The sequence below is a fragment of the Inmirania thermothiophila genome, assembly GCF_003751635.1.
Classification (GTDB): domain Bacteria; phylum Pseudomonadota; class Gammaproteobacteria; order DSM-100275; family DSM-100275; genus Inmirania; species Inmirania thermothiophila.
This window is the reverse complement of sequence record NZ_RJVI01000001.1, coordinates 471,203-495,187: the sequence shown is the minus strand read 5'-3', so window position 1 is coordinate 495,187 and position 23,985 is coordinate 471,203. Positions and strand designations below refer to the sequence as shown.

The following is a 23,985-nucleotide window of genomic DNA, read 5'->3' as shown; positions in this document are numbered from 1 at the left end:
GCCCCCCTGCCGTCGCCGCGTGCCCGCGCATTCCACGCTCCCCCGTACCGCTGCGGGTGCCATTGTCCGCACCGCGAAGGCGGTGGCCAAGGGCGTGTGCTATATCGGTAGGGACCGGGTGGCGCACCCGGGCGGGGGACCCCCGATGCGATGGCTGCTCGCGGCGATGCCGCTGCTGCTGGGAGGACAGGCGATGGCCCTCACCCTCACCTCGCCGGCCTTCGGCGACGGGGACGAGATCCACGCGCGCTACACCTGCGACGGCGACGACGTCTCGCCGCCCCTGGCCTGGTCCGGGGTGCCGGCGGGCACGCGCAGCCTCGCCCTCATCGTCGACGACCCGGACGCCCCGGACCCGTCGGCGCCGCGCATGACCTGGGTCCACTGGGTGCTCTACGACCTGCCCCCGGCGAGCGCCGGCCTGCCCGAGGCGGTGACGCCCGAAGCGCTGCCCGCAGGCACCAGGGAGGGCCGCAACGACTGGGGCCGCACCGGCTACGGCGGCCCCTGCCCGCCGGTGGGGCGCCACCGCTACTTCTTCAAGCTGTACGCCCTCGACGCGACCCTCGGGGACCTCGGCCGCCCCACCAAGGCGGCCCTCGAGGCCGCGATGCAGGGGCACGTGATCGAGCAGGCGCGCCTCGTCGGCACCTACCGCCGCCGCTGAGTCAGCCGAGCCGGCCGGCGCGGTAGTCGGCGAGGGCCTGCTCGATCTCCTCGCGCGTGTTCATGACGAAGGGCCCCCACTGCACGATGGGCTCGCCGATGGGGCGGGCCGCGGCGAGCAGCAGGCGCGCCCCCGCGGGCCCGGCCGCGACCCGCAGCCCGTCGCCGGCGCGGGCGAGCACGGCGAGCGCACGGGGCCCCACCCGCCGCGCCGCCGGGGCGGGCCCCACCTCGGCCGTGCCCTCGTAGACGTAGAGGAACCCGTTGAGGGCCTCGTCCAGCGGCAGCGCCAGCACCGCACCGGGGGCGAGGGCGAGGTCCGCGTACACCGGCCCGGTGACGACGTCGACCACGGGGCCCTCGGCGCCGGCCAGCCGCCCGGCCACGAGCCGCACGGTCGCGCCCGGGGCGGGCGCAAGCTGCGGGATCGCCGCCGCCGGGACGTGGCGGTAGCGGGGCGCTGCCATCTTGTGCGCCGCCGGCAGGTTGACCCACAGCTGGAAGCCGTGCAGCAGGCCCTCCCCCTGGTCCGGCATCTCCTCGTGGACGATGCCGCGCCCGGCGGTCATCCACTGCACGTCGCCGGGGCCCAGGCGGCCCCCGCCGCCGCTGCTGTCGCGGTGGCGCAGGGCGCCCGCGAGGAGGTAGGTCACGGTCTCGAAGCCCCGGTGCGGGTGCGCGGGAAAGCCCGCTCGGTAGTCGGCGGGATCGTCCGAGCGGAACTCGTCGAGGAGCAGGAAGGGGTCGAGCCGCCGCTGCAGGCGCGCCTCGCCGAAGACCCGCAGCAGCCGCACGCCTGCGCCCTCGGTCACCGGGCGCCCGACCACCACCGTCTCCACCGCCCGCGGGCGGCCCACCGTCCCCGTCTCCTCCGCCATCGCCCCGTCTCCGTCGCCGATCCCCTAGAACCTTAGCCGGCGCCGCGGCCTACCGCCTGGAGGCCAGCCAGGATCACCCCGCCGCTCGCATCGAGGGCCCCGCCGCACCACGGGAGAGGGCCACCGCCGGAAAGCCGCCATGGCCGGCCAACCGATACCTGCCGCCCGCGGCATCGCGCCGCGCGCGGGCTTCAGCGCCGGCGTGCCGGGTGGAACAGGCGCACGCCGCGGCGGCGGAAGAAGGGCAGAAGGACCATGCCCGCGACGAAGCCGCCGACGTGGGCGAGGAAGGCCACCCCGCCCTGGCCAGGGGCCGAGAGGGCGGCGCTCGCGAGCTGGAAGACGAACCACAGCCCCAGCACCATCATCGCCGGCACGTAGACCACCTGGCTGAAGAGGCCGAGCGGGATCAGGACCATCACCCGCGCCCAGGGGTAGAGCAGCAGGTAGGCCCCGAGCACCCCCGAGATGGCGCCGCTCGCCCCCACCATGGGCACGGTGGAGGCCGGCGCGGCGAGCGCCTGGGCCATCGCCGCCACCACGCCGCAGGCGAGATAGAAGAGGATGAAGCGGCCGTGGCCCATGGCGTCCTCGACGTTGTTGCCGAAGATCCACAGGTAGAGCATGTTGCCGATGAGGTGGGCCCAGCCGCCGTGCAGGAACATGGAGGTCAGGAGGGTGAGCTCCGGCGGCACCCCGCCGATCCCGGGCGGCAGCTCGCGCAGGTCGAACAGCACCGCCGGCACCAGGCCGTAGCCGTAGGCCACCGCCACCTGCCCCTGCGGCCCCTGGGCCACCTGCCACAGGAACACGAGCACGCAGGCGACGATGAGGCCCACGGTGACGAGGGGGCGGATCTCGGTGGGGTTGTCGTCGTGGAGCGGGATCATGCGCCGCCCCCCCCTCAGGCCGCCACCGGCGCCGAAAGCGCCTCGCGCAGGCCCGGCGGCACCTCGGCCACGCGCCGCGCGCGGTAGTCGAAGCAGACGAGCCCGGTGCGCGCCCGGGCCACCTCGACGCCGTCGGCGGGGCGGCCGACCCGGTAGGCGAGGGAGAAGCCGTGCCGCCCCCAGCCGTCGGGGCCGAGCTCGATGCGCAGCCGCTCGCCGTGGAAGGCCTCGGCCCGGTAGGCCACCGCGAGGTCCGCCACCACCAGCCCGCAGCCGCCGAGGTCCAGCTCCGAGCGCCCGCGGGCCGCCAGCCAGCGCACGCGCGCCTCGTGCAGCAGGCCCACGAGGGCGTCGTTGCCGAGGTGGCCGCCGTAGTTGACGTCGCCGATGCGCACCGCCAGCTCACAGGCGAAGACGAAGCGCTCGGGCAGCTCGATGCGGACTCGGGACACGGCGCCTCCCGGGGCTGTCGGGTCGCGATGCGGAAGGCTATCATGCAGCGCAACACGACCCAACGCCCCGCCCCGGAGCCCCCATGCGAGAGGATCCCGCCCCGCCGTCGTGGCTCGGGCTCGCGCCCGCCCTGTTCGTGCTCCTCTGGAGCACCGGCTTCATCGGCGCCAAGCTCGGCCTGCCCGACGCCGAGCCCTTCACCTTCCTGCTCCTGCGCTTCCTGCTGGTGACCGCCATCCTCGCCGCCGCGGCCCTGGCGACCCGCGCACCCTGGCCGCGGCGCCCGGGCGAGATCGCCCGTCTGGCGGTGGCGGGGCTGCTCATCCACGCCACCTACCTCGGCGGCGTCTTCGCCGCCATCCACCGCGGCCTGCCGGCGGGGACCACCGCCCTCATCACCGCCCTGCAGCCGCTGCTGACCGCCGTCGCCGCCGGGCCCTTCCTGGGCGAGCGGGTCACCGCGCGGCAGTGGCTGGGGCTCGTCCTCGGCCTTGCCGGGGTGGCGCTGGTGGTGGGCGATCGCGCGGGCCTCGGCGAGGGCGACGCCGTCGCCGTCGCATGGGCGGGCCTCGCCGTGCTCGGGATCACCGCGGGGACGCTGTACCAGAAGCGCCACGGCGGCGCCATGGACCTGCGCACCGGCTCGGCGGTGCAGTTCGCCGCCTCCGCCGCCGCCATGGCCGTGCTCGCCCCCCTCCTCGAGACCATGCGCATCCAGTGGAGCGGGCGCTTCCTGTTCGCGCTCGGCTGGCTCACCGCGGTGCTGTCGCTCGGCGCCATCAGCCTGCTCATGCTGCTGATCCGCCACGGGGCCGCCGCGCGCACCGCGAGCCTGTTCTACCTCGTGCCCCCGGTGACGGCGCTCATGGCCTGGGCCCTCTTCGGCGAGCGGCTCGGCGCCGTCGCCCTCGCGGGCATGACGGTGGCGGTGCTGGGGGTCGCCCTGGTGGTGGCGCCGGTCAGTCGCCCTCGTCCGGCTCGAGGCGCAGCGCCACCGAGTTGATGCAGTAGCGAAGCCCCGTCGGCGGCGGTCCGTCCTCGAAGACGTGGCCGAGATGGGCGCCGCAGCGGGCGCACAGGACCTCGGTGCGGCGCATGAAGAGGCTGCGGTCCTCGGCCGTGGCCACCGCATCCTCCGCCACCGGCGCCCAGAAGCTCGGCCAGCCGGTGCCGGAGTCGAACTTCTGCTCCGAGCGGAACAGCGCCTGGCCGCAGCAGACGCAGCGGTAGAGCCCCGGCGTCTTGCAGTCCCAGTAGGCCCCCGAGAAGGGCGGCTCGGTGCCCTTGCGGCGGCAGACGCGGTACTGCTCGGGGGTGAGCCGCGCCCGCCACTCGGCGTCGCCGAGCTCGACCCGGTCCGTCATCCGCCGCCCTCCATGCCCAGCGCGAACATGGTCTCGAGGTCGTGGCGGGAGTAGACCTTGAAGGCGATCAGGGTCTCGGAGCGCTCGATGCCCCGCACCTTAAGCATGCGCCCCGTCACCAGCTCGGCGAGGGCCTCGTTGGTGGGGGTGCGGATCACGGCCACGAGGTCATAGCGCCCACTCACGGAGAAGACCTCCGAGATGCCCTCCATCTCGGCCAGCTCCTCGGCCACCTGGGGGATGCGGTCGCGGTCCACCGTGAGCAGGACGATGGCGGTCACCATGGGACGGGCTCCTCATGGAAGGGGACACACCGCCATTGTAGATCGCCGCCGCGCGGCCCACCCCGGGACCGGCGACGCCCGCCGGCCCGCGCGCGGGCCGGCGGGCGGGAGGCCGCGGCGCGACGGTGCCCTACCCGCACTTGCTCTCGCCGCAGTTGAGGCAGGTCAGGCAGTTGTCCATCTGGATCATGGCCTTGGTGTTGCACTTGGCGCAGAGCTGGGCGCCCTCGGGGTAGTCGCCCTCGGCGCCGCCCTCGGCGGCGGCCTGCTTGCGCCGGGCCTCGTACTCGGCGCGCTTCTCCTCGATGAGGCGGCGCTGGTGCTCGTCCGGCCCCTCGTCCCGGATCAGGCCGATGGTGCGCAGGTGATGCTCGATGACGTCGCCGATCTCGGCCACCAGCGAGGGCATGTAGCGGCCCCCCTTCTTGAAGTAGCCGCCGCGGGGGTCGAAGACCGAGCGCAGCTCCTCCACCAGGAAGGTGACGTCGCCGCCCTTGCGGAAGACCGCGGAGATGATCCGCGTCAGCGCCACGATCCACTGGAAGTGGTCCATGTTCTTCGAGTTGATGAAGATCTCGAAGGGGCGGCGCAGCTCGTGCTCGGTGCCCGGGTTGAGCACGATGTCGTTGATGGTGACGTAGAGGGCGTGCTCCGAGAGGGGGGTCTTGATCTTGTAGGTCACCCCCTCGAGCACCTCCGGGCGCTCGAGCCGCTCGTGCATCTGCACCACCTCGGCGCCCGGGCGCTGCGCCTCGGCGGCCTTCCCGGCGTCGTCCTTGACGACGCTGTACTTGACGATCTTCTTGTCGATCTTGACGGCCATGGTCTTGCTCCTGCGGCTCAGAACTTGCCGTAGTAGCCCTCCTTGAGCGCATCGTAGAGGTTGGCGGCGGTGTGGACCTCGCCGTCGTACTCCACCTCCTCGTTCCCCTTGACCTCCACCACCGAGCCGTCCTCGAGGACGAAGCGGTAGGTGGTCTTGGCCAGGTCCTCCTCCTTGACCAGCACGCCCTGGAAGTTCTCCGGGTTGAACCGGAAGGTGGTGCAGCCCTTGAGACCCTTCCGCCAGGCGTAGAGGTAGATGTCCTTGAAGTCCTCGTAGGGGTAGTCGGTGGGCACGTTGGCGGTCTTCGAGATCGAGGAGTCGATCCACTTCTGCGCCGCCGCCTGGATGTCCACGTGCTCCTTGGGCGTGATGTCGTCCGTGGTGACGAAGTAGTCGGGCAGACGGTGGGCCTCGTCCTCGGCATAGGGCGAGGCCTCGGCGTCCACCAGTGCCCGGTAGGCCAGCAGCTCGAAGGAGAAGACGTCCACCTTCTCCTTGGTCTTGCGACCCTCGACGATGACGTTGCGGGCGTACTGGTGGGCGAAGGTGGGCTCGATGCCGTTGGAGGCGTTGTTCCCCAGCGACAGCGAGATGGTGCCCGTGGGGGCGATGGAGCTGTGGTGGGTGAAGCGGGCCCCCACCTCGGCCAGCCTGGCCACCAGCTCCGGCTCCTCCTCCGCCAGCTGCTGCATGTAGCGGCTGTAGCGGGCGTGGAGGATGCGCCCCGGCACCTTGTCGCCGACCTTGTAGCCGTCGCGCGCAAGCTCCGGACGAAGCCGGAGCATCTTCTCCGTGACCGTGAACTCGCGCGCGAGCAGCGGCGCCGGCCCCTTCTCCTCGGCCAGCTCCAGCGCCGTCTGCCAGCCCGTCACCGCCAGCTCCCTGGCCACCCGCTCGGTGAAGGCCACCGCCTCGGGGTCGCCGTAGCGCATGCGCAGCATGGTCAGCGTCGACCCCAGGCCGAGGAAGCCCATGCCGTGGCGGCGCTTGGCGTAGATCTCCTCGCGCTGGCGCGCCAGCGGCAGGCCGTTGATCTCCACCACGTTGTCGAGCATCCGCGTGAACACGGCGACGACGCGGCGGAACTCCTCCCAGTCGAAGCGGGCGTCGTGGCTGAAGGGGTGGCGCACGAACTTCGTCAGGTTCACCGACCCGAGCAGGCAGCTCCCGTAGGGCGGCAGGGGCTGCTCGCCGCAGTTGTGGGCGTGCAGGCCGTTGGCGTCGAAGGCGTTGATGCCCGGCACCTGGACGTCGTACACGTCCTCGACGCCGTCGGGGGTGACGGATTCGACCACGGCGGTGAAGCGTTCGCGGTTCAGGCGCCGCTTGTAGCCGGCGAGCAGGGCGTCGAGGCGCGCCTGCTTGTCGCTGTCGGCAAAGCCGATGCGCTCGCGGAACACGGCCAGGCTTTCGCCGCTGATCACCAGCTCGTGCTGCGCGCGCGTCCTGTAGGGCCGTGCGCCGCCCCTGCCGTCCGGAAGCAGGCCGGTCCCCTCGGGGCGGCGGTCGCGATGGATCGTCGAGGCGATGCCCAGCCGCAGCAGCATGCGCTGGACGGCTTCGAGCCTCGAGAGATCGCTCTGGGCGAGGCGGACAGACACGCCCCTGGCCTGGCCGCCCTGCACGGACCCGTCCGCATCGAAGATCCCGCGCAGGAAGCCTTCGTGGAACTCCGACGACTCGCGTTCCATCGCCGGCGTGATGTCCTTGCGGCCCGGGCGCATGCCGAGGCTGAAGGCCAGATCGCGCAGGGCCGCCAGGCCCATGCGCCATTCGCCGCGGCCGGGCACCTCGTGGAAGCCAGCGAAGTCGGCGCGATGCGGGAGGCTGCGCGCGCACCGCTCGGCCTCGCGCATCACCGCCCATGCGCCATCGGCCGCCCAGTCCGTGGGGCCGTTGGCCGCCTGGCGGCGCGGCCAGACGGAGAGGACCGCCTTGTCGCATTTCAGCGTCCCGTCGCCCACCAGGAGGCCGAGCAGATATCCCTGCTGCCGGTTCAGCGCGCCGCCCCACCGAAGCTGCCGGTGCCGGTTGAGCAGCACCCGGTCGCCCGGCTGGAGCTCGGATGCGGGAACCCACTCGGTCTCGACCGACCAGCGCGTGGCGCGCACGACCTTGCGCACCCGGTGGTCGGGGGTGAGCCTGAGCGCGTAGCCCTCGCGGGTCTGCAGGCGCACCACCGCCTTGCGGGCCGTCCGAAAGAAACCTTCGATGCCGGTGGCATGGGGCTGCCCGTCCACGACGGCATGGAACGGCGCGCCGATGAGGTCGCGGACCTGGCGCGGACCTGCCGCGGTCTGCACCCAGGTGTCGGCGGTGACACAGGGATTGGTGGCGCGGATCGTCTCGCACCACCAGTTGTTGTTCATCTCGTTGACGCGGTCGATGAGGATGAACCCCGGCTCGGCGAAGTCGTAGTTGGAGGCCATGACGAGGTCCCACAGGCGCCGCGCCTTGATGGTGCGGTAGACCTTGCAGGCGACCCTGCCCTCGTCGTCGGTGATGTAGCCCTCGCGGACGGGCCAGTCACGCCAGACCACCTTCTCGGGATCGGAAAGATCGATCCCCTCCAGCTCGCGCTCGGCCTCGGTCAACGGGAAGGCCAGCGGCCACGGGCGGTCCTCCGCCACGGCGCGCATGAACTCCTCGGTGACGAGGAGCGAGAGGTTGAACTGGCGCAGCCGCCCGGCCTCGCGCTTGGCGCGGATGAAGTCCATCACGTCGGGGTGGCCGATGTCGAAGGTGGCCATCTGCGCCCCGCGCCGCCCGCCGGCCGACGAGACCGTGAAGCACATCTTGTCGTAGATGTCCATGAAGGAGAGCGGCCCCGAGGTGTAGGCCCCGGCCCCGGCGACGAAGGCCCCGCGCGGGCGCAGGGTGCTGAAGTCGTAGCCGATGCCGCATCCGGCCTTGAGGGTCAGCCCGGCCTCGTGGACCTTGCGCAGGATGTCGTCCATGGAGTCGTGGATGGTCCCCGACACCGTGCAGTTGATGGTGGAGGTCGCCGGCTTGTGCTCCCAGGCGCCGGCGTTGGAGATGATGCGCCCGGCCGGGATCGCCCCGCGCCGCAGCGCCCACAGGAACTGCTCGTACCAGGCCTCGCGCTTCTCCGGCGTCTCCTCCACCTCGGCCAGCGCGCGCGCCACCCGCTTGTAGGTGTCGTCGACGGTCTCGTCGAGGATGCGCCCGTCCTTGGCCTTGAGGCGGTACTTCTTGTCCCAGATGTCGTAGGAGGCCGGCTGCAGCGGGATGTCCGGGGGGGTGTCGCTCACGAGCTTGAGATGGGCAGGCGTCATGGATCCTCTTCCCTTTTCGTTCTTCGACTGCCAGGCGGGCCGAAGATGCCCGGAACGGGCGCCTCCCGAGCGGAGGCGAGACACAAGATGTTGTGTCGGCCGCGAAGGAGGCTAGGCCCCGCAGCCATCCCTGTCAAGGCGCGCGCGCCCCTCGGATAATCCGTGACCAGCCGACAAATCAACTGGTTGCAAAACCCCTCCCGATCCCTCTCTGCGGCAAGCCCGCGGTCTGCAAGGGTGCCCCGCCCGGTGCGGTGCAGCACAAGATGTTGTGCTTGTGGATAACCCCGTCGCGACCCCTGCCCGGGCCCTTGAAACCCCGGCGCGCGGACCCATATCGGGGGCAGCGAAGACGAGGTCGAACCCGGAACCGAGAGGAGGTGAGGACCATGACCCTGATGCGTGTCGATCCCTGGAACATGCTGACCCAGCTCCAGAACGAGATGAACCGCCTGTTCGAGTCGCGGCTCGGCCTGGACGAGGGCGCCAACGGCCGCGTCGTGACCGCGGACTGGATCCCGGCGGTGGACATCAAGGAGGAGGACCAGCGCTACGTCATCCACGCCGATGTCCCCGGGGTGGATCCCAAGGACATCGAGGTGACGATGGAGAACGGGATCCTGACCATCCGCGGCAAGCGCGAGCTCGAGCGCGAGGAGGAGCGCGAGGGCTTCAAGCGCGTCGAGCGGGCCCGCGGCACCTTCTACCGCCGCTTCTCGCTGCCCGACACCGCGGACGCGGAGAAGATCGCCGCCAGCATGAAGAACGGCGTGCTGGAGGTGGTGATCCCGAAGAAGGAGCAGGTGCAGCCGCGGCGGATCACGGTCCAGGCCTGATCGCCGTCGCAGGCGGTGCCGGACGGGCGTCGCCGGCCCGCATCCCGCCGCCCCGGCGGGGGGTCTGCGACGCCCCTTTCTTCTGCCCGTCGGAGGGCTGAGGAGCCGCGATGAAGTTCAAGGACTACTACGCCGTCCTGGGCGTGCCGCGCGAGGCCTCGGCGGAGGAGATCAAGCGCGCCTACCGGCGCCTGGCGCGCAAGTACCACCCGGACGTGAGCAGCGAGCCGGACGCCGAGGAGCGCTTCAAGGAGGTGCAGGAGGCCTACGAGGTCCTCAAGGATCCGGAGAAGCGCGCCGCCTACGACCGCCTGGCCACCCGCTGGCACGCGGGCGAGGAGTTCACCCCGCCGCCGGACTGGGAGCGGGAGTTCAGCTTCCACGGCGGCGGCTTCACGGAGGCCGACGCGGCGGGCTTCAGCGACTTCTTCGAGGCGCTCTTCGGGCACGCCTTCGGCGGCGGGCGGCGCCGGGGCGGCTTCGCCTTCCGCGGCGCCGACCAGGTGGTGCGGGTGCCGGTGACGGTGGAGGAGGCCTGCACCGGCACCACGCGGACCCTGAGCCTGGGCGGGCCCGACGGGCGCACCCGCACGCTGCGGGTGCGCATCCCCGCCGGGGTCACCGACGGGCAGCAGATCCGCCTCGCCGGGCAGGGTGCGCCGGGTGCCGGCGGCGGCCCGCCGGGGGATCTCTACCTGGAGGTCGAGCTGCGCCCGCACCCGCGCTACCGCGTGGAGGGTCGCGACCTCTACGTCGACCTGCCGGTGGCGCCGTGGGAGGCGGCGCTTGGGGCGCGGGTGCCCCTGCAGACCCCCACCGGGCGGGTGGAGGTGCAGGTGCCTGCGGGCAGCCAGGGCGGGCGCAGGCTGCGCCTCAAGGGGCGGGGTCTGCCCGGCAGCCCGCCGGGCGACCTCTACGCCGTGGTGCGCATCGTCGTGCCGCCCGCCGACACGCCGGCGCGGCGCGCCCTCTACGAGCGCATGGCGCGGGAGATGGCCTTCGACCCGAGGGCCGCCGAGGGCAGGGGGTACGGGACATGAGCGAGACCGAGGTGCTCGAGGGGCGGCTCCTGGACGAGGCCTGCGAGCTGACCCTGGCCGAGCTCGCGCGGGCCTGCGCGGTGCCGGCCGAGGCGGTGGTGGAGCTGGTGGAGGAGGGGATCCTGGCGCCGCGGGGCCGTTCCGTGGCGGAGTGGCGCTTTCCGGGGCCGTCGCTGGCGCGGGCGCGCACGGTGCTGCGCCTGCGCGCCGATCTCGGCCTCGACCTCGCCGGGGCCGCGCTGGTGATGGAACTCCTCGACGAGCTCCGGCGTCTGAGGCGGCGTGTGCGCCGCCTCGAGCGCGAGCTGGGCTGGTGACGGCGGCCCTTGGACCCATCTGTCGATCCGGGAGGTGACTTCCATGAGCACGCTGCAGGAGATCCGTCACGGCCTCGGGCGGGCGCTCGCCACGCTCTCCGAGGGCTGGCATCAGCTTCGCGAGCGCGCCGCCCACGCCCTCACGCGCTTCACCCCGCGGCGGGGCGGCGGCGCGGTGGAGACCGGGGAGGAGGCGGTGGCCCGGATGGCCCCGCGCTGGGGCCTGCTCGCGGCCGAGGTCTCGGAGGACGACGCCCACGTCCTCGTGCGGCTGGAGGCCCCCGGCCTGGAGCCGGAGGACTTCGATCTCGCGGTGGTGGACGACATCCTGGTGGTGCGGGGCGAGAAGCGCGTCCAGCGCACCGCAGGCAACGCCCGCTACCACCTGCTCGAATGCGCCTACGGCCTGTTCGAGCGCGCCATCCCCCTGCCCGCCCCGGTGAACGAGGCGGGCACCGAGGCCCGCTACCGCAACGGCGTGCTCAGCGTGCGCCTGCCCAAGCGGGCCGCGGCGGCGCGGCGGCGGATCCCGGTGGAGGTGCGGTCGTGAGCGCCCTGCGCCGTGCCGCCGCGGCGGCCCTGCTCGCGCTCGTGGCGCTGCCGGCCGCGGCCGGCACCCTGCCGGTGGCGGTGGGGGGCGGCGAGGGCCTCCCCACCCTCGCGCCCATGCTGGAGCGGGTCACCCCCGCGGTGGTCAACATCGCCACCCGCGGACGGATCCGGGTCCAGGACAACCCGCTGCTGCAGGACCCCTTCTTCCGGCGCTTCTTCGGGCTGCCCGACGTGCCCGTGGAGCGGCCCACCCAGAGCCTGGGCTCGGGCGTGATCGTCGATGCCGGCGCCGGCTACGTCCTCACCAACCACCACGTCATCGCCAAGGCGGACGAGATCACGGTGACCCTGCGCGACGGGCGCAGCTTCGAGGCCCGGCTCGTCGGCTCCGATCCCGAGACCGACATCGCCGTCCTCCAGATCCCCGCCGAGAACCTCGTCGCCCTGCCCCTGGCCGACTCCGACCGCCTGCGAGTGGGCGACTTCGTGGTCGCCATCGGCAACCCCTTCGGCCTCGGCCAGACCGTGACCTCCGGCATCGTCAGCGCCCTCGGGCGCTCCGGGCTCGGCATCGAGGGCTACGAGGACTTCATCCAGACCGACGCATCCATCAACCCCGGCAACTCCGGCGGCGCCCTGGTCGACCTGCGCGGCGAGCTGGTGGGGATCAACACCGCGATCCTCGCCCCGGGGGGCGGCAACGTCGGCATCGGCTTCGCCATCCCCAGCAACATGGCGCGCGAGGTGATGGAGCAGCTCGTGCGCTACGGCGAGGTGCGCCGCGGCCGGCTGGGCGTGGTGGTGCAGGACCTCACCCCGGAGCTGGCACGCGCCTTCGGCCTCGCGCGGGGCGAGGGCGCGGTCATCGCCCAGGTGGTGCCGGGCTCGCCGGCGGAGAAGGCCGGGCTGCAGCCGGGCGACGTGGTGGTGGAGATCAACGGCCGCCGCGTCCGCAACAGCGCCGACCTGCGCAACGCCATCGGCCTGCTGCGCGTGGGCGAGCGCGTCCGCCTGGAGATCGTGCGCGACGGCAGGCGGCGCACCGTCGAGGCCGAGATCGCCGAACCCGAGATCGCGCGCGTGGACGGCGGGCGCATCCACCCGCGTCTCGAGGGCACGGTGCTCAGCGAGATCGAGCCCGGATCCGAGGCCGCGCGCCAGGGCCTCGAGGGCGTGGTCATCGCCGAGGTGGAGCCGGGCAGCCCGGCGGCGCGGGCCGGCCTGCGCCCCGGCGACGTCATCGTCTCGGCCAACCGCCGCCGGGTGACCAGCCTCGAGGCGCTGCGCCAGGCGGTGGACCCGCGCCGCCCCCTGCTCATGAACCTGCGCCGGGGCGAGGGCGGGCTCTTCGTCCTCCTCCAATAGCCGGCGGGCGGGCCGCGGCCCGCCCCACCACCGGTTTTCTTGACTTTTACGCTCGGGTTTCTATGCTGGACCATGAGCATCTCGCCAGATACTGATGGAGGAGGCGTGCCCATGACCGGCCTGATCCCCGGCTTCCCGCCCGACGGCGTGGTCACGGTCAACCGCGTGATCCTGCGCGACGGCTACACCGTGGACGACCTCGAGGAGCGCGTCGCGCTGCTGTGCGAGAACGTCAAGACCTACCACTCGGACAGCGGCTTCGTCGGCGGCTTCGTCTGCCTCAACAGCGGCATGATCTCCAACGAGGGCTCTACCGTCGGCCAGGCGGTGGAGAGCCCCCTCAAGGGGCGCGAGGCCCTCATCGTCACCTTCTGGCGCTCCTTCGAGGACCACGAGCGCTCCCACCGCAGCCCCACCTTCCAGCCGCTGTTCCGCCAGGTGCTGGCGCTGTGCGAGAACGGCAACGAGGAGATCGCCTACACCATGCTCTGGTCCGGCCGCGCCTACACCGCGGAGGAGGCCGCGGCCGCCCGCCGGGCCAAGGAGGCCCACGGCGCCTGAGCCCCCACACGCCGGGCGCCATTTGCAAACGATAATTGCTCGCATTTATACTGCCCCCGTGCATCGGGACACGGGGGTGCGAGCGATGCGATACGGCGAGCCCGGCGGTGACCTGCCCGCGATCTTCCTGCATCCGGAGGGCGTGCGCGAGGCGCCGCGCCCGGCTCCGACCCCGACGCGGCGCCGCCGGCGCCGGCTCCACGAGCTGGAGCCGGGGCTGCTGTGCTCGGTGGTGGGCACCTGCCTCGACGGCGCCGAGCTGCGCGCCGTCGCGCGCCGCCACGGCCTCGCAGGCGACGCCTTCGCCGTCCACCGCCGCCTGGTCAGGGAGGCCGCGGGCCACGGCCCCATCGGCCGCCATCTGCAGCGCCTGTTCGAGCGCAAGTTCGAGGCCGAGGTCCGCCGCTTCGCCGCCGCCCGCGACGCGCACACCCTGCGCAGGCTCTGGCACGAGGCGGTGGCGCAGGGACGGATCGCGGGGGCCTACTGGGCGCTGCTGACCCATCCGCTGAGCGACGGCGCCCTCGCCGCCGAGGCCCACGGCGAGGTGCACATGCTCTCCCACGCCGCGGGCGCGGCGGCGTCCCGCCGCCTGCGCGAGGCCGCCGAGGTGGAGGGCGAGAACGCGCGCCTGCGACGGCTCCTCGCACGGCAGCGCGCCCGGGCCCGGGCCCGCCTCGCCGAGCGCGACCGCCGCATCGCCGAGCTCGAGGGGCGGCTCGCCGCCCGCGAGGCCGAGCTCGCGCGGTTGCGCACCGCCCCGGCGCACCCCGCGGCGGCCGACGCCGGGCGGGCGCTCGCGCGCCTGCGCCGCCGGGTGGCCTCCCTCGAGGCGCGCCTGGCGCGTCGGCGGGAGGCGGCCTCGGCGCCCGCCGCCCCCGTGGCGGCGCCCACCCCCGCACCACCGGGCGCCGACGCCCCCGCCCCGGGACTTCCGCGCCTCGACGGGCGGCGCATCCTCTACGTCGGCGGGCGCCCGCGGGTGGTCGCCCGCCTGCGCCGGCGCATCGCCGCGGCACGCGGCGAGCTGCTGCACCACGACGGCGGCGTCGAGGAGGCCCTCGAGCGGCTCTCGGCGCTGGTCGCAGGCTGCGACCTCGTAGTCTGCCCCGTCGACTGCGTCAGCCACAACGCCTGCCACTGCCTCAAGCGCCTGTGCCGCCGCGAGGGCAAGCCGGTGCTGTTCCTGCGCAGCAGCGGCGACGCCGCCTTCCTCCGCACCCTGGCGCAGGCGGTCTCCTGAGGGGGGCGCCTCGGTGCCACGGCACGCGCCGGCCCGGCGCCTTGCGGCGGCGCGGGACATCGGCCACACTGCCCTGAGGGGACTCTTAGGGGCCGAGGGCCGGCTCATGGCCATGGCGTCGCGGGATCCGCCCCCCGGGCGAAACGAGCTGCGTGGGCTTGTCAGCGAGCAGGAGCTGCGGGCGCTGCTCGGCCAGGAGCCGACCCCCGGGCCGGGGCCGGTCCTGGTGCTCCATCCCGACGAGGGAGAGCGGGACCTCCTGGGACGCCTCCTCCACGGCCACGGCATCCCGGCGGTGACCACGGGCGACCCCGAGGACGCCCTCGAGCTGCTCGGCATCGGCGGCCATCGCGCCCTCGTCGCGGCCCAGGAGGGGCTGCCCGAGGGGATGGCCCGGTTCATGGAGCGGTTGCGCGGCACCGCACCCGGCCTGCCCCTCTACCTTCTGCGCGACCCGGCACCGCTGCCGGCGCCCGCGGGCTGGACGGTGATCGAACGCCCGCTCACGGAGGAGACCGCCGAGGCCCTGCTCTCGGCGCTCGGCGCGGCGCCGGCCGCGCCTGCCGAGGCGGAGGCCGACCCCCGGGCCGACCGCCGCGCCCTCGATGCCGTGGTTCATCTTCTCGCCGCCCGCGCCGACGGCGCCGACCTCGCGGCCGCGCTTCGCGACTGGGCCCAGACCGAGGCCGGCGTGCACGGCCTGGTGGAGGTGCGGGAGACACCGCACGAGGCCCGCTACCGCGTGCGCGGCGCCGGCGTCGCGGAGCGCCGGCGGATGCTTCTGCTGCTGCTGCAGGGGATCGAGGAGGCCGGCGGCGAGGACCCCGGGCGCCGCGAGGCGGTGGGACCCTTCGCCATCCTTCCCGTGGACGAGGGGGGCGGCGGCTACTGCGCGCTCTGGCACGAGGATCCCGACGAGGGCCGCGCCCTCGGCCGGCGCCTGCGCCCGCTGCTGCAGCACCTGCGCCGCCTGCGGCCGAGTCCGGCCGCCACCGAGGCCGCCCGGCGCCGCTTCGTCTCGCTCCTGGATGCGCGCATCCGCGCCGTGGGGCGGCACGGCGGCCGGCTGGCCCTGCTTCTCATCGAGGACGAGGACGCCGAGACCCTGGCCGCGGAGCTGCGCCGGGTGCTGCGCGGCGGCGACTGGGTGGAGGCCATCGGGGAGCGCGTCCACGTGATCCTGGAGCAGCCCGACGAGGCCGTATTCCGCGCCCTGGGCCGGCGCCTGCGGGGCGTGGCCGACCTCGACCGCCTGCGGGTGGCGGCGCTGGCCTGGCGGCCCGGGGAAGGCGACGCCGAGACCGTCCTCGCCCGCGCCGAGCGCGCCCTGGCTGAGGGCGGGGCCGAAGGGCCCTGAGAACCGACTCAGCCCCCGACCCAGCGGCGCAGGTCCGCCACCGTGACGTGGCCCGCGGCAGGCCCCTCGCCGGCGAGCACGTGGCAGGGGGCGTCGGGCTCGCCGAGATCGCTGAGCACGGCGCAGGCGCCGTCGAAGCGGTCGGCCTCGGTGTAGGCGGTCACGGTGACCACCACCGGCACCCCGGCGCCGCGGGCCGAGGCGACCCCGTTGGCCGAGTCCTCGAGGGCGATGCAGGCCGAGGGAGGCAGGCCCAGCCGGTCCAGCACGTGGTGGTAGACGTCGCTGGCCGGCTTCTTGCGCGGGACGCACTCGCCGGCGGCGACGAAGGCGAAGCGCCGCGCCCAGTCCGGCCCAAGATGGGTGGCGAGGAGCGCATCCACGTTCTCGGGACTGGTGGTGGTGGCGACGGCGAGCCGCAGCCCCTCGGCGCCGGCCTCCTCGATCAGGCGGCGCACACCGGGGCGCAGGGCGACCTCGCCGCTGCGGATGAGGACCCCGTAGCGCTCGGTCTTGGCGCGGTGCAGGCGGCGCACCAGCTCCTCCACCGCCTCCCCCTCCGGCAGCGGCGGGCGGTGCTCGGCGACGAAGTGGTGCAGCCGCTCCTTGCCGCCGCCGATGCGCAGCAGCTCGCGGTAGGTCTCGAAGTCCCAGTGCCAGGGCAGGCCGAAGGCCTCGAAGGTCTCGTTGAAGGCGCGCCGGTGCGCCTCCTCGGTGTCGGCGAGGGTTCCGTCGACGTCGAAGATCACCGCCTCGAGCATGGGTGCCGCACTCCCTCCGGCAGGGAGCGCCGAAGGCTACAGCGCACGGACCAGCCGGTCAAGCCGCGGCTCAGCGCTCGAAGATGCGCCCGAGGCCGCCGAGGACGGAGCCCTCCCCCACCTGGTCGCCGCCGCCCCGGGGCATCGCCTGCCAGATGCGCCCGGCGAGACGGCTGAAGGGCAGCGATTGCAGCCAGACCGTGCCCGGTCCGGCGAGCCGCGCCAGGAAGAGCCCCTCGCCGCCGAAGACCGCGCTCTTGATGGAGCCCACGAACTGGATGTCGTAGTCGACGGTGGGCTCGAGCGCCACCAGGCAGCCGGTGTCGACGCGCAGCACCTCCCCCGCCTCGAGGCGGCGCTCGTGGATGCTGCCGCCGGCGTGGACGAAGGCCAGCCCGTCGCCGCGCAGGCGCTGCATGACGAAGCCCTCGCCGCCGAAGAGGCCGACGCCGAGGCGCTTCTGGAAGGCGATGTCCACGGCCACGCCCTTGGCGGCGCAGAGGAAGGCCTCCTTCTGGCACAGCAGCTCGCCGCCGAGCTCGGCGAGGTTCATGGGCAGGATCTTGCCCGGATAGGGCGCGGCGAAGGCCAGCCGCCCCTTGCCGGCGGCCTCGCGGGTGAACACAGTCATGAACAGGCTCTCGCCGGTGAGCAGCCGCTTGCCCGCCCCCACCAGCCGCTCCATGATCCCGCCCTGGGCGCGCCCGTCGCCGAAGACGGTCTCCATGGCGATGCCCTCGTCCATGTACATGAGGGCGCCGGCCTCGGCCACCACCGCCTCGCCGGGATCGAGCTCGATCTCCACGTACTGCATCTCGCTGCCGAGGACGCGGAAGTCGATGTCGTGGGCGAGGCGCTCGCGGTGGACGGCCGCGCGGGGCACCGGCGGCGGCCGCTCGCCGAAGAGGGGGTTCCAGCCGACCGGCTCCCACTTGGTCATGCCGGGCCCGTAGATGAGGGTGTCGCGATGGATGCGACCCTCGCGCAGGGCGGCGCGCACCTCCCCCGCGCTCCACGGCCCGTGCGGGGTGCCGCCGATGTCCACGTACCAGACCTTGTCCTCGCTCACCGCCCTCCCCTCCTGCCTCAGGCGTCCTCCATGACCTCGCGTGCCGTGTCGCTGTCCACCGTGGCGTCGGCGTAGCGGGCGTAGCGGGGCAGGTAGAAGCCGAGATCCCGTGCGCAGGCCGCCACCGCCGGCCGTCCCGCCATCGCCACCCGCCAGCGCGCCAGGGCGCGGCAGTCCTCGGGCAGGCGGAAGCCGCGGTAGTGCTCCAGCACGCCCAGGCGCTCGAAGAAGGGATAGTAGGCGAGATCGGCGAGTGTCACCCGCCCCCCGAGCCAGTACGGCCCGCCGTGGGCGCCGGGCCCCTCGCGGTCCATGTAGCGCAAGGTCTCGGTGAGGCGCGCGGCGATGCGGGCCCGGCGCTCGGGCTCCTGGACCAGCAGGAGGCGGTAGAAGTCGGACACGAAGTGCTGGTCGGCGTGGTCCACCCACATCCGCACCTCCGCCCGCGGCCCCGGGCGGGCCGGCATCAGGGGCGGGCTCGACCAGACCTCCTCGATGTACTCGTTGATGACCGCCGACTCCCAGACGCGGTCCTCGCCGCGGACCAGCAGCGGCACCTTGCCGTAGGGGGAAAGCCTGCGGAACCAGTCGGGGATCGCATCGAGGTCGATCTCCACCTGCTCGCAGGGCACCCCCTTCTCCGCCAGCGCCAGCCGCACGCGGTGGGCGAAGGGGCAGACCGCGGCGCTGTAGAGGACGGGCCGTGCGGCGTTCATGCCAGCCCCTCCGCCGGCCCGCGCAGGCCGAGCCGCCAGGCGAGCTGGTCGAGCCGGTCCTGGCCGAAGAAGATCTCCTCGCCGAGCAGGTAGCAGGGCGAGCCGATCACGCCGCGGCGGATCGCCTCCTCGGTGTTGGCCGCGATCATGCGCGCGGTCTCCGGACGCCGGGCGCGCTCGATCAGGCCCGGCCCGTCCAGGCGGCAGGCGTTGCCGATCTGGGCGAGCGTGTCCCAGTCGGCGATGTCGCGCTCCTCCACCCAGCAGGCGGCCATGATGCGCTCGGCAAGCTCGCCCACCTCGCGCCCCTCGGCCACGGCCTGGGCGATGACGCGGCAGGCCGGCATCGGATCCGTGGGGAAGAAGCGCGGCTCCACCACCAGCGGCATGCGCAGGAACTCGGCGGTGCGCGCCAGATCCTGCAGGCGGTACCGCTTCAGTGGCTCGGGACGCTGCGGCAGCGGCTTGACCTCCACCGTGGCGAAGATGGGGCCGAGGTCCACGGGCCGGTAGCGCACCTCGGCGCGGGCGGCCTCACCGATGCGGCGAAGGCGGGGCATCCCGAGATAGGTCCAGGGCGAGACGGGGCTGAAGAAGAAGTCGATGACGGTCACGCCAATCCCTCCAGGACGTCGGGCAGGGCGGTGAGGTCGCGCACCTCGGCGTCCGGGGCCTGCGGGATGCGCTCGCGGGGCAGACCGTGGCGGTTGCACCACACGACACGGTAGCCGAAGGCCTTGGCGGCATGGGCGTCCCAGCCGTTCGAGGAGACGAAGCCCATGCGCTCGGCGGGCAGCCCGAAGCGGTCCACGGCGAGCCGGTAGACCGAGGGGTGGGGCTTGTAGGTGCCGACCTCGTCCACCGACAGCACCGCGTCCAGGAGACCGCCCACGCCCGCCGCCTCCACCGCCGAGGCCAGCATCTCCGGGGCGCCGTTGGAGAGGATCGCGAGGCGCAGCCCGCGGGCGCGCAAGGCCTCGAGCACCTGCGGCACCTCGGGGTAGGCGTCGAGCCGCGCGTAGAGCCCCATGAGCTCCTCGCGCAGGCCCGCATCCGCAAGGCCCACCGCGTCCAGGGCGTGATCCAGGGCCTCCCCCGTGACCTGCCAGAAGTCCACGTAGCGTCCCATGAGGGCCCGCAGCCAGGTGTACTGGAGCTGCTTGGCCCGCCACACCTCCGCCAGCGGCTGCCAGCGATCCCCCAGCCGCGCCGCCAGGTGCCGCGCCGCCGCTTGGACGTCGAACAGCGTGCCGTAGGCGTCGAAGACGCAGGCCTCGATGCGCGCCACGGCTCACGCCTCCCCGCGCGGCGGGTAGCCGTTGGCCTCGATGAACTCCACGGCCTTGAGCAGGGCGTCGAAGTCCGGCCGCGTGAACGGCATGGTCTGGATCACGCCGCCGTAGAGGGTGCCGTCCGGCCGCACCAGGAACAGCCCGGGCTCGCTGAAGAGCGCGGGCTCCCCCTCCTTGATCCCGCGCGAGAGGAACAGCCCCCAGGCCCGCGCCGTGGCCTCGTCGAGGCCCCAGGCCAGGGGCAGCTCGGCGATCCCCCACTCCTCGCGGCTGCGCCGGGCGCGCTCGGCATCGTCCATGCTCACCGCGACGGGTTCCACGCCCGCCTCGCGGAACGTCGCCACCCGGCGGTCCAGGTCGCGCAGCTGCACGCGGCAGATGGGGCAGTGCAGGCCGCGGTAGAAGAGCACGAGGGTGAAGCGCGGCGGGCGCTGCTCGGCGAGCCGCCAGGGGCCGCCGTCGAGGCGCGTGACCTCCAGGGGCGGTGCCGGCTGTCCGGGTCGGATCTGGCGCATGGTCGTCCTCCTCCTTGCTCGTGGGCGCAGGAAGCCGCCTGGGTCAGCGGCGGGGGGTGGCGAGACCGGCCACGGCGCCCTCGGCCACGGCCTCGAGGAAGGCCCGCCGCAGCCCCGCCCGGGCGAGCACGCGCAGGCCCATGAGGGTCGCCACGAGGAGCCGGGCCTGGGCCTCGGCGGGGCAGTCGGCGCGGATCTCGCCGGCGGCACGGCCCTCGGCCACCACCGCGGCGAAGGCCGCCTCCATCTCGCCGAGGATGGCGCGGATGCGCTCGCCCACCGCCTCGTCCCGCGGCGCCATCTCCACCGCGGTGTTCGCCACCATGCAGCCACGGCCCCGCCCGGGCCCGCAGCTGTAGGCGACAAGGTCGGCGAAGAAGGCCCGCAGCCGCGCGAGCGCCGGCCCCTCGCCGCGCAGGAGCCCGAGGCGGCGGCGCACGTGCTCGACGAGATAGCGCTCGACGGCGGCGAGAAAGAGCCCGCGCTTGTCCCCGAAGGCGCCGTAGAGACTGCCGCGCTGCAGCCCCGTGGCCTCCACCAGGTCCTGGACCGAGGAGCCCTCGAAGCCGTCGCGCCAGAACTGCACCATGGCGCGTTCGAGCACCTCGTCCCGGTCGTACTGCGGCGGTCTCGGCATGGCGCAATTATGGAACGATTGTTCCAGAAAAGAAAGACCGCCCCCCCGGGGGGCCTCAGGTGGCGATGCGGCGGTAGATGTCGGCCACCTTGCGCGGCAGCTCGGCGACGTCGTCGAGGACCACGAAGCGGGCGGCGCCGTAGAGCCGGGGCAGGTAGTCGCGGGCCTGCTCGTCGATGGTGATGCAGAAGGGATGGATGCCGTCGCGCATGAGCTCCAGCAGGGCCTGGCGGGTGTCCTCGATGCCGTAGCGGCCGCGGTAGCCGTCGAAGTCGTCGGGCTTGCCGTCGGAGAGGGTCACCAGCAGCCGCGTGCGCGCCTCCACCGCGGCGAGGCGGCGCCCCAGGTGGCGCAGGGCCACGCCCATGCGGGTGTAGTCGCGCGGCTCGATGCCGGCGATGCGGGCCTGGACCGCCTCGCCGTAGGGCTCGTCGAACCCCTTGATGCGGTAGACCTCGCAGCGTAGCCGCGTGGTCCCCGAGAAGCCGTAGATGGCGTAGCGGTCGCCGAGGGTCTCCAGGGCCTCGCACAGCAGCACCAGGGCCTCGCGCTCGGCGGTGTTGACCCAGCCGCGGGTCGAGCCGCTCATGTCCACCATGAACAGCACCGCAACGTCGCGGGCGTCGCGCACCCGCCGCCGGAAGAGCCCCTCCGGCAGCTCCTCGCCGCGCGCCAGGTCGGCCAGGCCCTCGACGAGGGCGTCGAGGTCCACCTCGTCGCCGAGGCGCTCGCGCCGAAGCACCCGCTCGCCGCCGCGCAGCAGCTCGAAGCCGCGCCGGATGCGCCGCACCAGCCCGCGGTGGCGCGCGAGCGCGCCCGCCACGAAACCGGCATCCCCCGCCGGACCCTCCAGCTCGCGCAGGACGCACCAGTCGCGCCGGTAGCCGCGGCGGGTGTAGTCCCACTCGTCGTAGCGCAGCCCGTCCCCGTCGGCCTCCTGCGTCGCCTCGTCCCCGCCGCCCGGGGCCGCGTCGGGGCTCCACGGATAGAGCCCGTCGCCGGCGGCGACGAGGTGCTCGGGCGGCACCTCGCCGAAGTCGAGCACGATCGAGCGCACCAGGGCGCGGGCCTCCTCGGGCGGCACCCGAAGGCCGCCCTCGAGCACCGCCTCCAGCAGGCGCCGGCCCGCCTCCGCCGCCTCCGCCTCCGTCCCGGCGGGCGCCGGCCCGCGGGGCGCACGCTGCGGATCGGCGCGCACCAGCAGGCGCCCGAGCGCCTCGGCCTCGCGGCGCACGCGCGCCTCGCGCACCGCCTCCACCCGCTCGGGAAGGGCGGCGCCCTGGTAGCAGAGGGGCGGCGGCGGCGCCTCGGTGGCGGCCTGCGCCAGCAGGGCGTAGCTGTCGCGCACCTCCGCATCCGGGCGCGCGAGCCGCGCCGCCATCGCCTCCCACCCCGGCGGCACCGCGGCCTCGCCGGCGAGGGCCCGCAGCCGCGCGAGCTCCGCCGCCGCCCCCGGCAGCTCGCGGGCGAGCCGGGCGTCGAGGCGCAGCCGCTCCAGCGTGTGGAAGCAGGCGGCGAGGCGCGAGGGATCGGCGTAGCGCCCCTGCGCCACCCCGAGGAGGTCCCACCGCCCCTCCCGCCACAGGTGCGCCCCCGCCTCGCCCAGCCAGCGGGGGACCCGCCAGGTCCCGTAGCCCACCTCCGCCCACAGGTGCACCGCGAGCGCCCGGTAGAGGGCGAGGTTGTCCTCCCGGCGCGCGAAGCGGTCGATGCGCGCGGGCAGGTAGAGGGCCTCGGTGTCGGTGTGGGGCGGCTCGCCCGGCGGCGCCGGCTCGATCCGAAGCGGCCGCCCCGAGAGCCCGCGCACGAAGGCCTCGAGCACCGCGCGCACCTCCTCCAGACGCACCGCCGCCGCCTCGGCGGCGCGGCGCGCCCGCCAGGCCTCGAAGCCGTCGAGGACCGCAAGCCCCGCCAGCATCCCGCCCCGGTCGTAGGCATCAAGGGCCTCGCGCAGCCACGCCTCGCGCAGCGCCGCGTCGGCCACGCGCCACACCGCCGGGGCCATGAGCGCCAGGCGGTAGGCGAGCTCCGGGTGGGCGGCCGCGAGCACCTCCACCCAGCGCAGCGCCTCGGCGCGGGCCGCCGGCGCCATCCCGGCGAGGGCGCGGGCCGGGGCCGCCGCCGTGCGCCGCGACGAGAGCACCGCCTCCAAGAGGCGGTCGAGCTGGGCCTCGACGGCCTCGACGGGCGCCCGTCCCACCGCCGCCCCCTCAGAACACCGTGCCGGCGAGCTCCTCCACCGCCGCCACCAGCTCGGCGTCGTCGGTGACGGCCCGCGCCACCGCCGCGCGGCAGGCCGCCCGCGGCGGGATCCCGGCGGCGATGAGCCGCGCCGTATGCACCAGCAGGCGCGTGCTCGCCCCCTCCTCCAGCCCCTGCCCGCGCAGGTTGCGCGTCATGCGGCCGAAGCGCACCAGGCGCGCCGCGGTCTCGGCATCGACCCCGCCCTCGCGCTCCACGATGCGCGCCTCCAGCGGCTCGGGCGGATAATCGAACTCGAGGGCGACGAAGCGCTGGCGGGTGCTCTGCTTGAGATCCTTGAGCACGCTCTGGTAGCCGGGGTTGTAGGAGATGACGAGGCCGAACTCGGGCGGCGCCTGCAGCAGCTCGCCCCGCTTCTCCATGGGGAGGAGGCGGCGGTCGTCGGCGAGGGGATGGATGACCACCGTCGTGTCCTTGCGGGCCTCGACGATCTCGTCCAGGTAGCAGATGGCGCCGGCGCGCACCGCCCGCGCCAGCGGCCCGTCGACCCACGTGGTCTCGCCGCCGCGCACGAGGTAGCGCCCCACCAGATCGGAGGCGGTGAGGTCCTCGTGACAGGAGACGGTCACCAGGGGGCGGCCGAGCCGCCACGCCATGTGCTCGACGAAGCGGGTCTTGCCGCAGCCGGTGGGCCCCTTGAGCAGCACCGGCAGGCGGCTGCGCCAGGCCGCCTCGAACACGGCCACCTCGTCGCCCACCGGCTCGTAGTAGGGGGCCTCGGCCGGCGGGGGTGCGATGGCGCCCGGAAACTCGTCCATAAAGCTCATTTATAGGGGGGCTCTATCCGCGCCCAAGAAATTTCTAT

The 23,985-nt window shown here is 74.1% G+C and carries 26 protein-coding genes; 10 read left to right on the top strand and 16 right to left on the bottom strand.

Annotated elements, in window-relative coordinates; translation table 11 throughout:
• Positions 1-145: 145 nt before the first annotated feature.
• On the top strand, positions 146-667 hold the full coding sequence (locus EDC57_RS02355; protein ID WP_425454782.1) for a YbhB/YbcL family Raf kinase inhibitor-like protein: 522 nt from the start codon (positions 146-148) through the stop codon (positions 665-667).
• A 1-nt stretch (position 668) separates the two neighbouring features.
• Here EDC57_RS02355 and EDC57_RS13275 read toward each other — a convergent pair whose 3' ends face one another.
• The 3 genes from EDC57_RS13275 to EDC57_RS02340 form a co-directional block, all read right to left on the bottom strand.
• Positions 669-1,544: a pirin family protein gene (locus tag EDC57_RS13275; protein ID WP_123399873.1), complete on the bottom strand. Its 876-nt coding sequence runs from the start codon at positions 1,542-1,544 to the stop codon at positions 669-671.
• Positions 1,545-1,735: 191 nt separating this feature from the next.
• Complete coding sequence (locus EDC57_RS02345) at positions 1,736-2,434, bottom strand: rhomboid family intramembrane serine protease (protein ID WP_123399871.1); 699 nt, start codon at positions 2,432-2,434, stop codon at positions 1,736-1,738.
• A gap of 14 nt (positions 2,435-2,448) precedes the next feature.
• Positions 2,449-2,886 (bottom strand): acyl-CoA thioesterase, encoded by a 438-nt coding sequence (locus EDC57_RS02340; RefSeq protein ID WP_123399869.1) that lies wholly within the window; start codon positions 2,884-2,886, stop codon positions 2,449-2,451.
• Positions 2,887-2,969: 83 nt separating this feature from the next.
• Here EDC57_RS02340 and EDC57_RS02335 point away from each other — a divergent pair, with 83 nt between their 5' ends.
• Positions 2,970-3,890 carry a DMT family transporter gene (locus EDC57_RS02335; RefSeq protein WP_123399867.1) on the top strand — a complete coding sequence of 307 codons (921 nt, stop codon included), beginning with the start codon at positions 2,970-2,972 and terminating at the stop codon, positions 3,888-3,890.
• Here EDC57_RS02335 and msrB read toward each other — a convergent pair.
• From msrB to EDC57_RS02315, 4 genes are all read right to left on the bottom strand, one after another.
• Positions 3,847-4,251, bottom strand: a complete 405-nt coding sequence (gene msrB, locus EDC57_RS02330; RefSeq protein WP_123399865.1) for a peptide-methionine (R)-S-oxide reductase MsrB — start codon at positions 4,249-4,251, stop codon at positions 3,847-3,849. The genes EDC57_RS02335 and msrB overlap by 44 nt on opposite strands.
• The gene (locus tag EDC57_RS02325; protein WP_123399863.1) at positions 4,248-4,535 is read right to left on the bottom strand and encodes an Lrp/AsnC family transcriptional regulator; all 288 of its coding nucleotides are present in this window, start codon (positions 4,533-4,535) and stop codon (positions 4,248-4,250) included. Before EDC57_RS02325 ends, msrB begins: the two co-directional genes overlap by 4 nt.
• Positions 4,536-4,665: 130 nt before the next feature.
• Positions 4,666-5,358: a TSCPD domain-containing protein gene (locus tag EDC57_RS02320; RefSeq protein ID WP_123399861.1), complete on the bottom strand. Its 693-nt coding sequence runs from the start codon at positions 5,356-5,358 to the stop codon at positions 4,666-4,668.
• A gap of 17 nt (positions 5,359-5,375) precedes the next feature.
• A complete protein-coding gene (locus tag EDC57_RS02315; protein ID WP_123399859.1) occupies positions 5,376-8,657 on the bottom strand; it encodes an LAGLIDADG family homing endonuclease in 3,282 nt (1,093 codons plus the stop codon).
• A 389-nt stretch (positions 8,658-9,046) separates the two neighbouring features.
• Between EDC57_RS02315 and EDC57_RS02310 the strand changes: the two genes are divergently transcribed.
• The 8 genes from EDC57_RS02310 (at position 9,047) to EDC57_RS02275 (ending at position 15,928) form a co-directional block, all read left to right on the top strand.
• Positions 9,047-9,493 carry an Hsp20/alpha crystallin family protein gene (locus tag EDC57_RS02310; RefSeq protein ID WP_123399857.1) on the top strand — a complete coding sequence of 149 codons (447 nt, stop codon included), beginning with the start codon at positions 9,047-9,049 and terminating at the stop codon, positions 9,491-9,493.
• Positions 9,494-9,603: 110 nt separating this feature from the next.
• The gene (locus EDC57_RS02305) at positions 9,604-10,533 is read left to right on the top strand and encodes a DnaJ C-terminal domain-containing protein (protein WP_123399855.1); all 930 of its coding nucleotides are present in this window, start codon (positions 9,604-9,606) and stop codon (positions 10,531-10,533) included.
• The gene (locus EDC57_RS02300) at positions 10,530-10,850 is read left to right on the top strand and encodes a chaperone modulator CbpM (RefSeq protein WP_123399853.1); all 321 of its coding nucleotides are present in this window, start codon (positions 10,530-10,532) and stop codon (positions 10,848-10,850) included. The genes EDC57_RS02305 and EDC57_RS02300 overlap by 4 nt, the downstream gene beginning before the upstream one ends.
• A 43-nt stretch (positions 10,851-10,893) precedes the next feature.
• A complete protein-coding gene (locus EDC57_RS02295) occupies positions 10,894-11,400 on the top strand; it encodes an Hsp20/alpha crystallin family protein (protein ID WP_123399851.1) in 507 nt (168 codons plus the stop codon).
• 5 nt (positions 11,401-11,405) lie between these two features.
• On the top strand, positions 11,406-12,767 hold the full coding sequence (locus EDC57_RS02290; protein ID WP_425454790.1) for a DegQ family serine endoprotease: 1,362 nt from the start codon (positions 11,406-11,408) through the stop codon (positions 12,765-12,767).
• 111 nt (positions 12,768-12,878) lie between these two features.
• The gene (locus EDC57_RS02285; RefSeq protein ID WP_123399846.1) at positions 12,879-13,328 is read left to right on the top strand and encodes a ligand-binding protein SH3; all 450 of its coding nucleotides are present in this window, start codon (positions 12,879-12,881) and stop codon (positions 13,326-13,328) included.
• Between the two features lie 85 nt (positions 13,329-13,413).
• Positions 13,414-14,571 (top strand): DUF2325 domain-containing protein, encoded by a 1,158-nt coding sequence (locus tag EDC57_RS02280; RefSeq protein WP_123399844.1) that lies wholly within the window; start codon positions 13,414-13,416, stop codon positions 14,569-14,571.
• Between the two features lie 106 nt (positions 14,572-14,677).
• A complete protein-coding gene (locus EDC57_RS02275; RefSeq protein ID WP_123399842.1) occupies positions 14,678-15,928 on the top strand; it encodes a nucleotidyl cyclase domain-containing protein in 1,251 nt (416 codons plus the stop codon).
• A gap of 8 nt (positions 15,929-15,936) precedes the next feature.
• Here EDC57_RS02275 and EDC57_RS02270 read toward each other — a convergent pair whose 3' ends face one another.
• The 9 genes from EDC57_RS02270 to EDC57_RS02230 all read right to left on the bottom strand — a co-directional run bounded on the left by EDC57_RS02270 (position 15,937) and on the right by EDC57_RS02230 (position 23,938).
• Entirely contained in the window at positions 15,937-16,689 is a 753-nt protein-coding gene (locus EDC57_RS02270) for an HAD family hydrolase (RefSeq protein WP_123399840.1), read from the bottom strand.
• A gap of 70 nt (positions 16,690-16,759) precedes the next feature.
• The gene (locus tag EDC57_RS02265) at positions 16,760-17,758 is read right to left on the bottom strand and encodes a TIGR00266 family protein (protein ID WP_123399838.1); all 999 of its coding nucleotides are present in this window, start codon (positions 17,756-17,758) and stop codon (positions 16,760-16,762) included.
• Positions 17,759-17,775: 17 nt separating this feature from the next.
• Complete coding sequence (locus EDC57_RS02260; protein WP_123399836.1) at positions 17,776-18,474, bottom strand: glutathione S-transferase family protein; 699 nt, start codon at positions 18,472-18,474, stop codon at positions 17,776-17,778.
• The gene (locus tag EDC57_RS02255) at positions 18,471-19,088 is read right to left on the bottom strand and encodes a 2-hydroxychromene-2-carboxylate isomerase (protein ID WP_170165010.1); all 618 of its coding nucleotides are present in this window, start codon (positions 19,086-19,088) and stop codon (positions 18,471-18,473) included. Before EDC57_RS02255 ends, EDC57_RS02260 begins: the two co-directional genes overlap by 4 nt.
• Positions 19,085-19,762 carry a haloacid dehalogenase type II gene (locus tag EDC57_RS02250; protein ID WP_123399833.1) on the bottom strand — a complete coding sequence of 226 codons (678 nt, stop codon included), beginning with the start codon at positions 19,760-19,762 and terminating at the stop codon, positions 19,085-19,087. Before EDC57_RS02250 ends, EDC57_RS02255 begins: the two co-directional genes overlap by 4 nt.
• Positions 19,763-19,765: 3 nt before the next feature.
• Positions 19,766-20,281: a peroxiredoxin family protein gene (locus EDC57_RS02245; protein ID WP_123399831.1), complete on the bottom strand. Its 516-nt coding sequence runs from the start codon at positions 20,279-20,281 to the stop codon at positions 19,766-19,768.
• 43 nt (positions 20,282-20,324) lie between these two features.
• Positions 20,325-20,918, bottom strand: coding sequence for a TetR/AcrR family transcriptional regulator (locus tag EDC57_RS02240; protein WP_123399829.1), 594 nt, complete (start codon positions 20,916-20,918; stop codon positions 20,325-20,327).
• A gap of 55 nt (positions 20,919-20,973) precedes the next feature.
• Positions 20,974-23,118, bottom strand: coding sequence for a nitric oxide reductase activation protein (locus EDC57_RS02235; RefSeq protein WP_123399827.1), 2,145 nt, complete (start codon positions 23,116-23,118; stop codon positions 20,974-20,976).
• Between the two features lie 10 nt (positions 23,119-23,128).
• The gene (locus EDC57_RS02230) at positions 23,129-23,938 is read right to left on the bottom strand and encodes a CbbQ/NirQ/NorQ/GpvN family protein (protein WP_123399825.1); all 810 of its coding nucleotides are present in this window, start codon (positions 23,936-23,938) and stop codon (positions 23,129-23,131) included.
• Positions 23,939-23,985 lie beyond the last annotated feature (47 nt).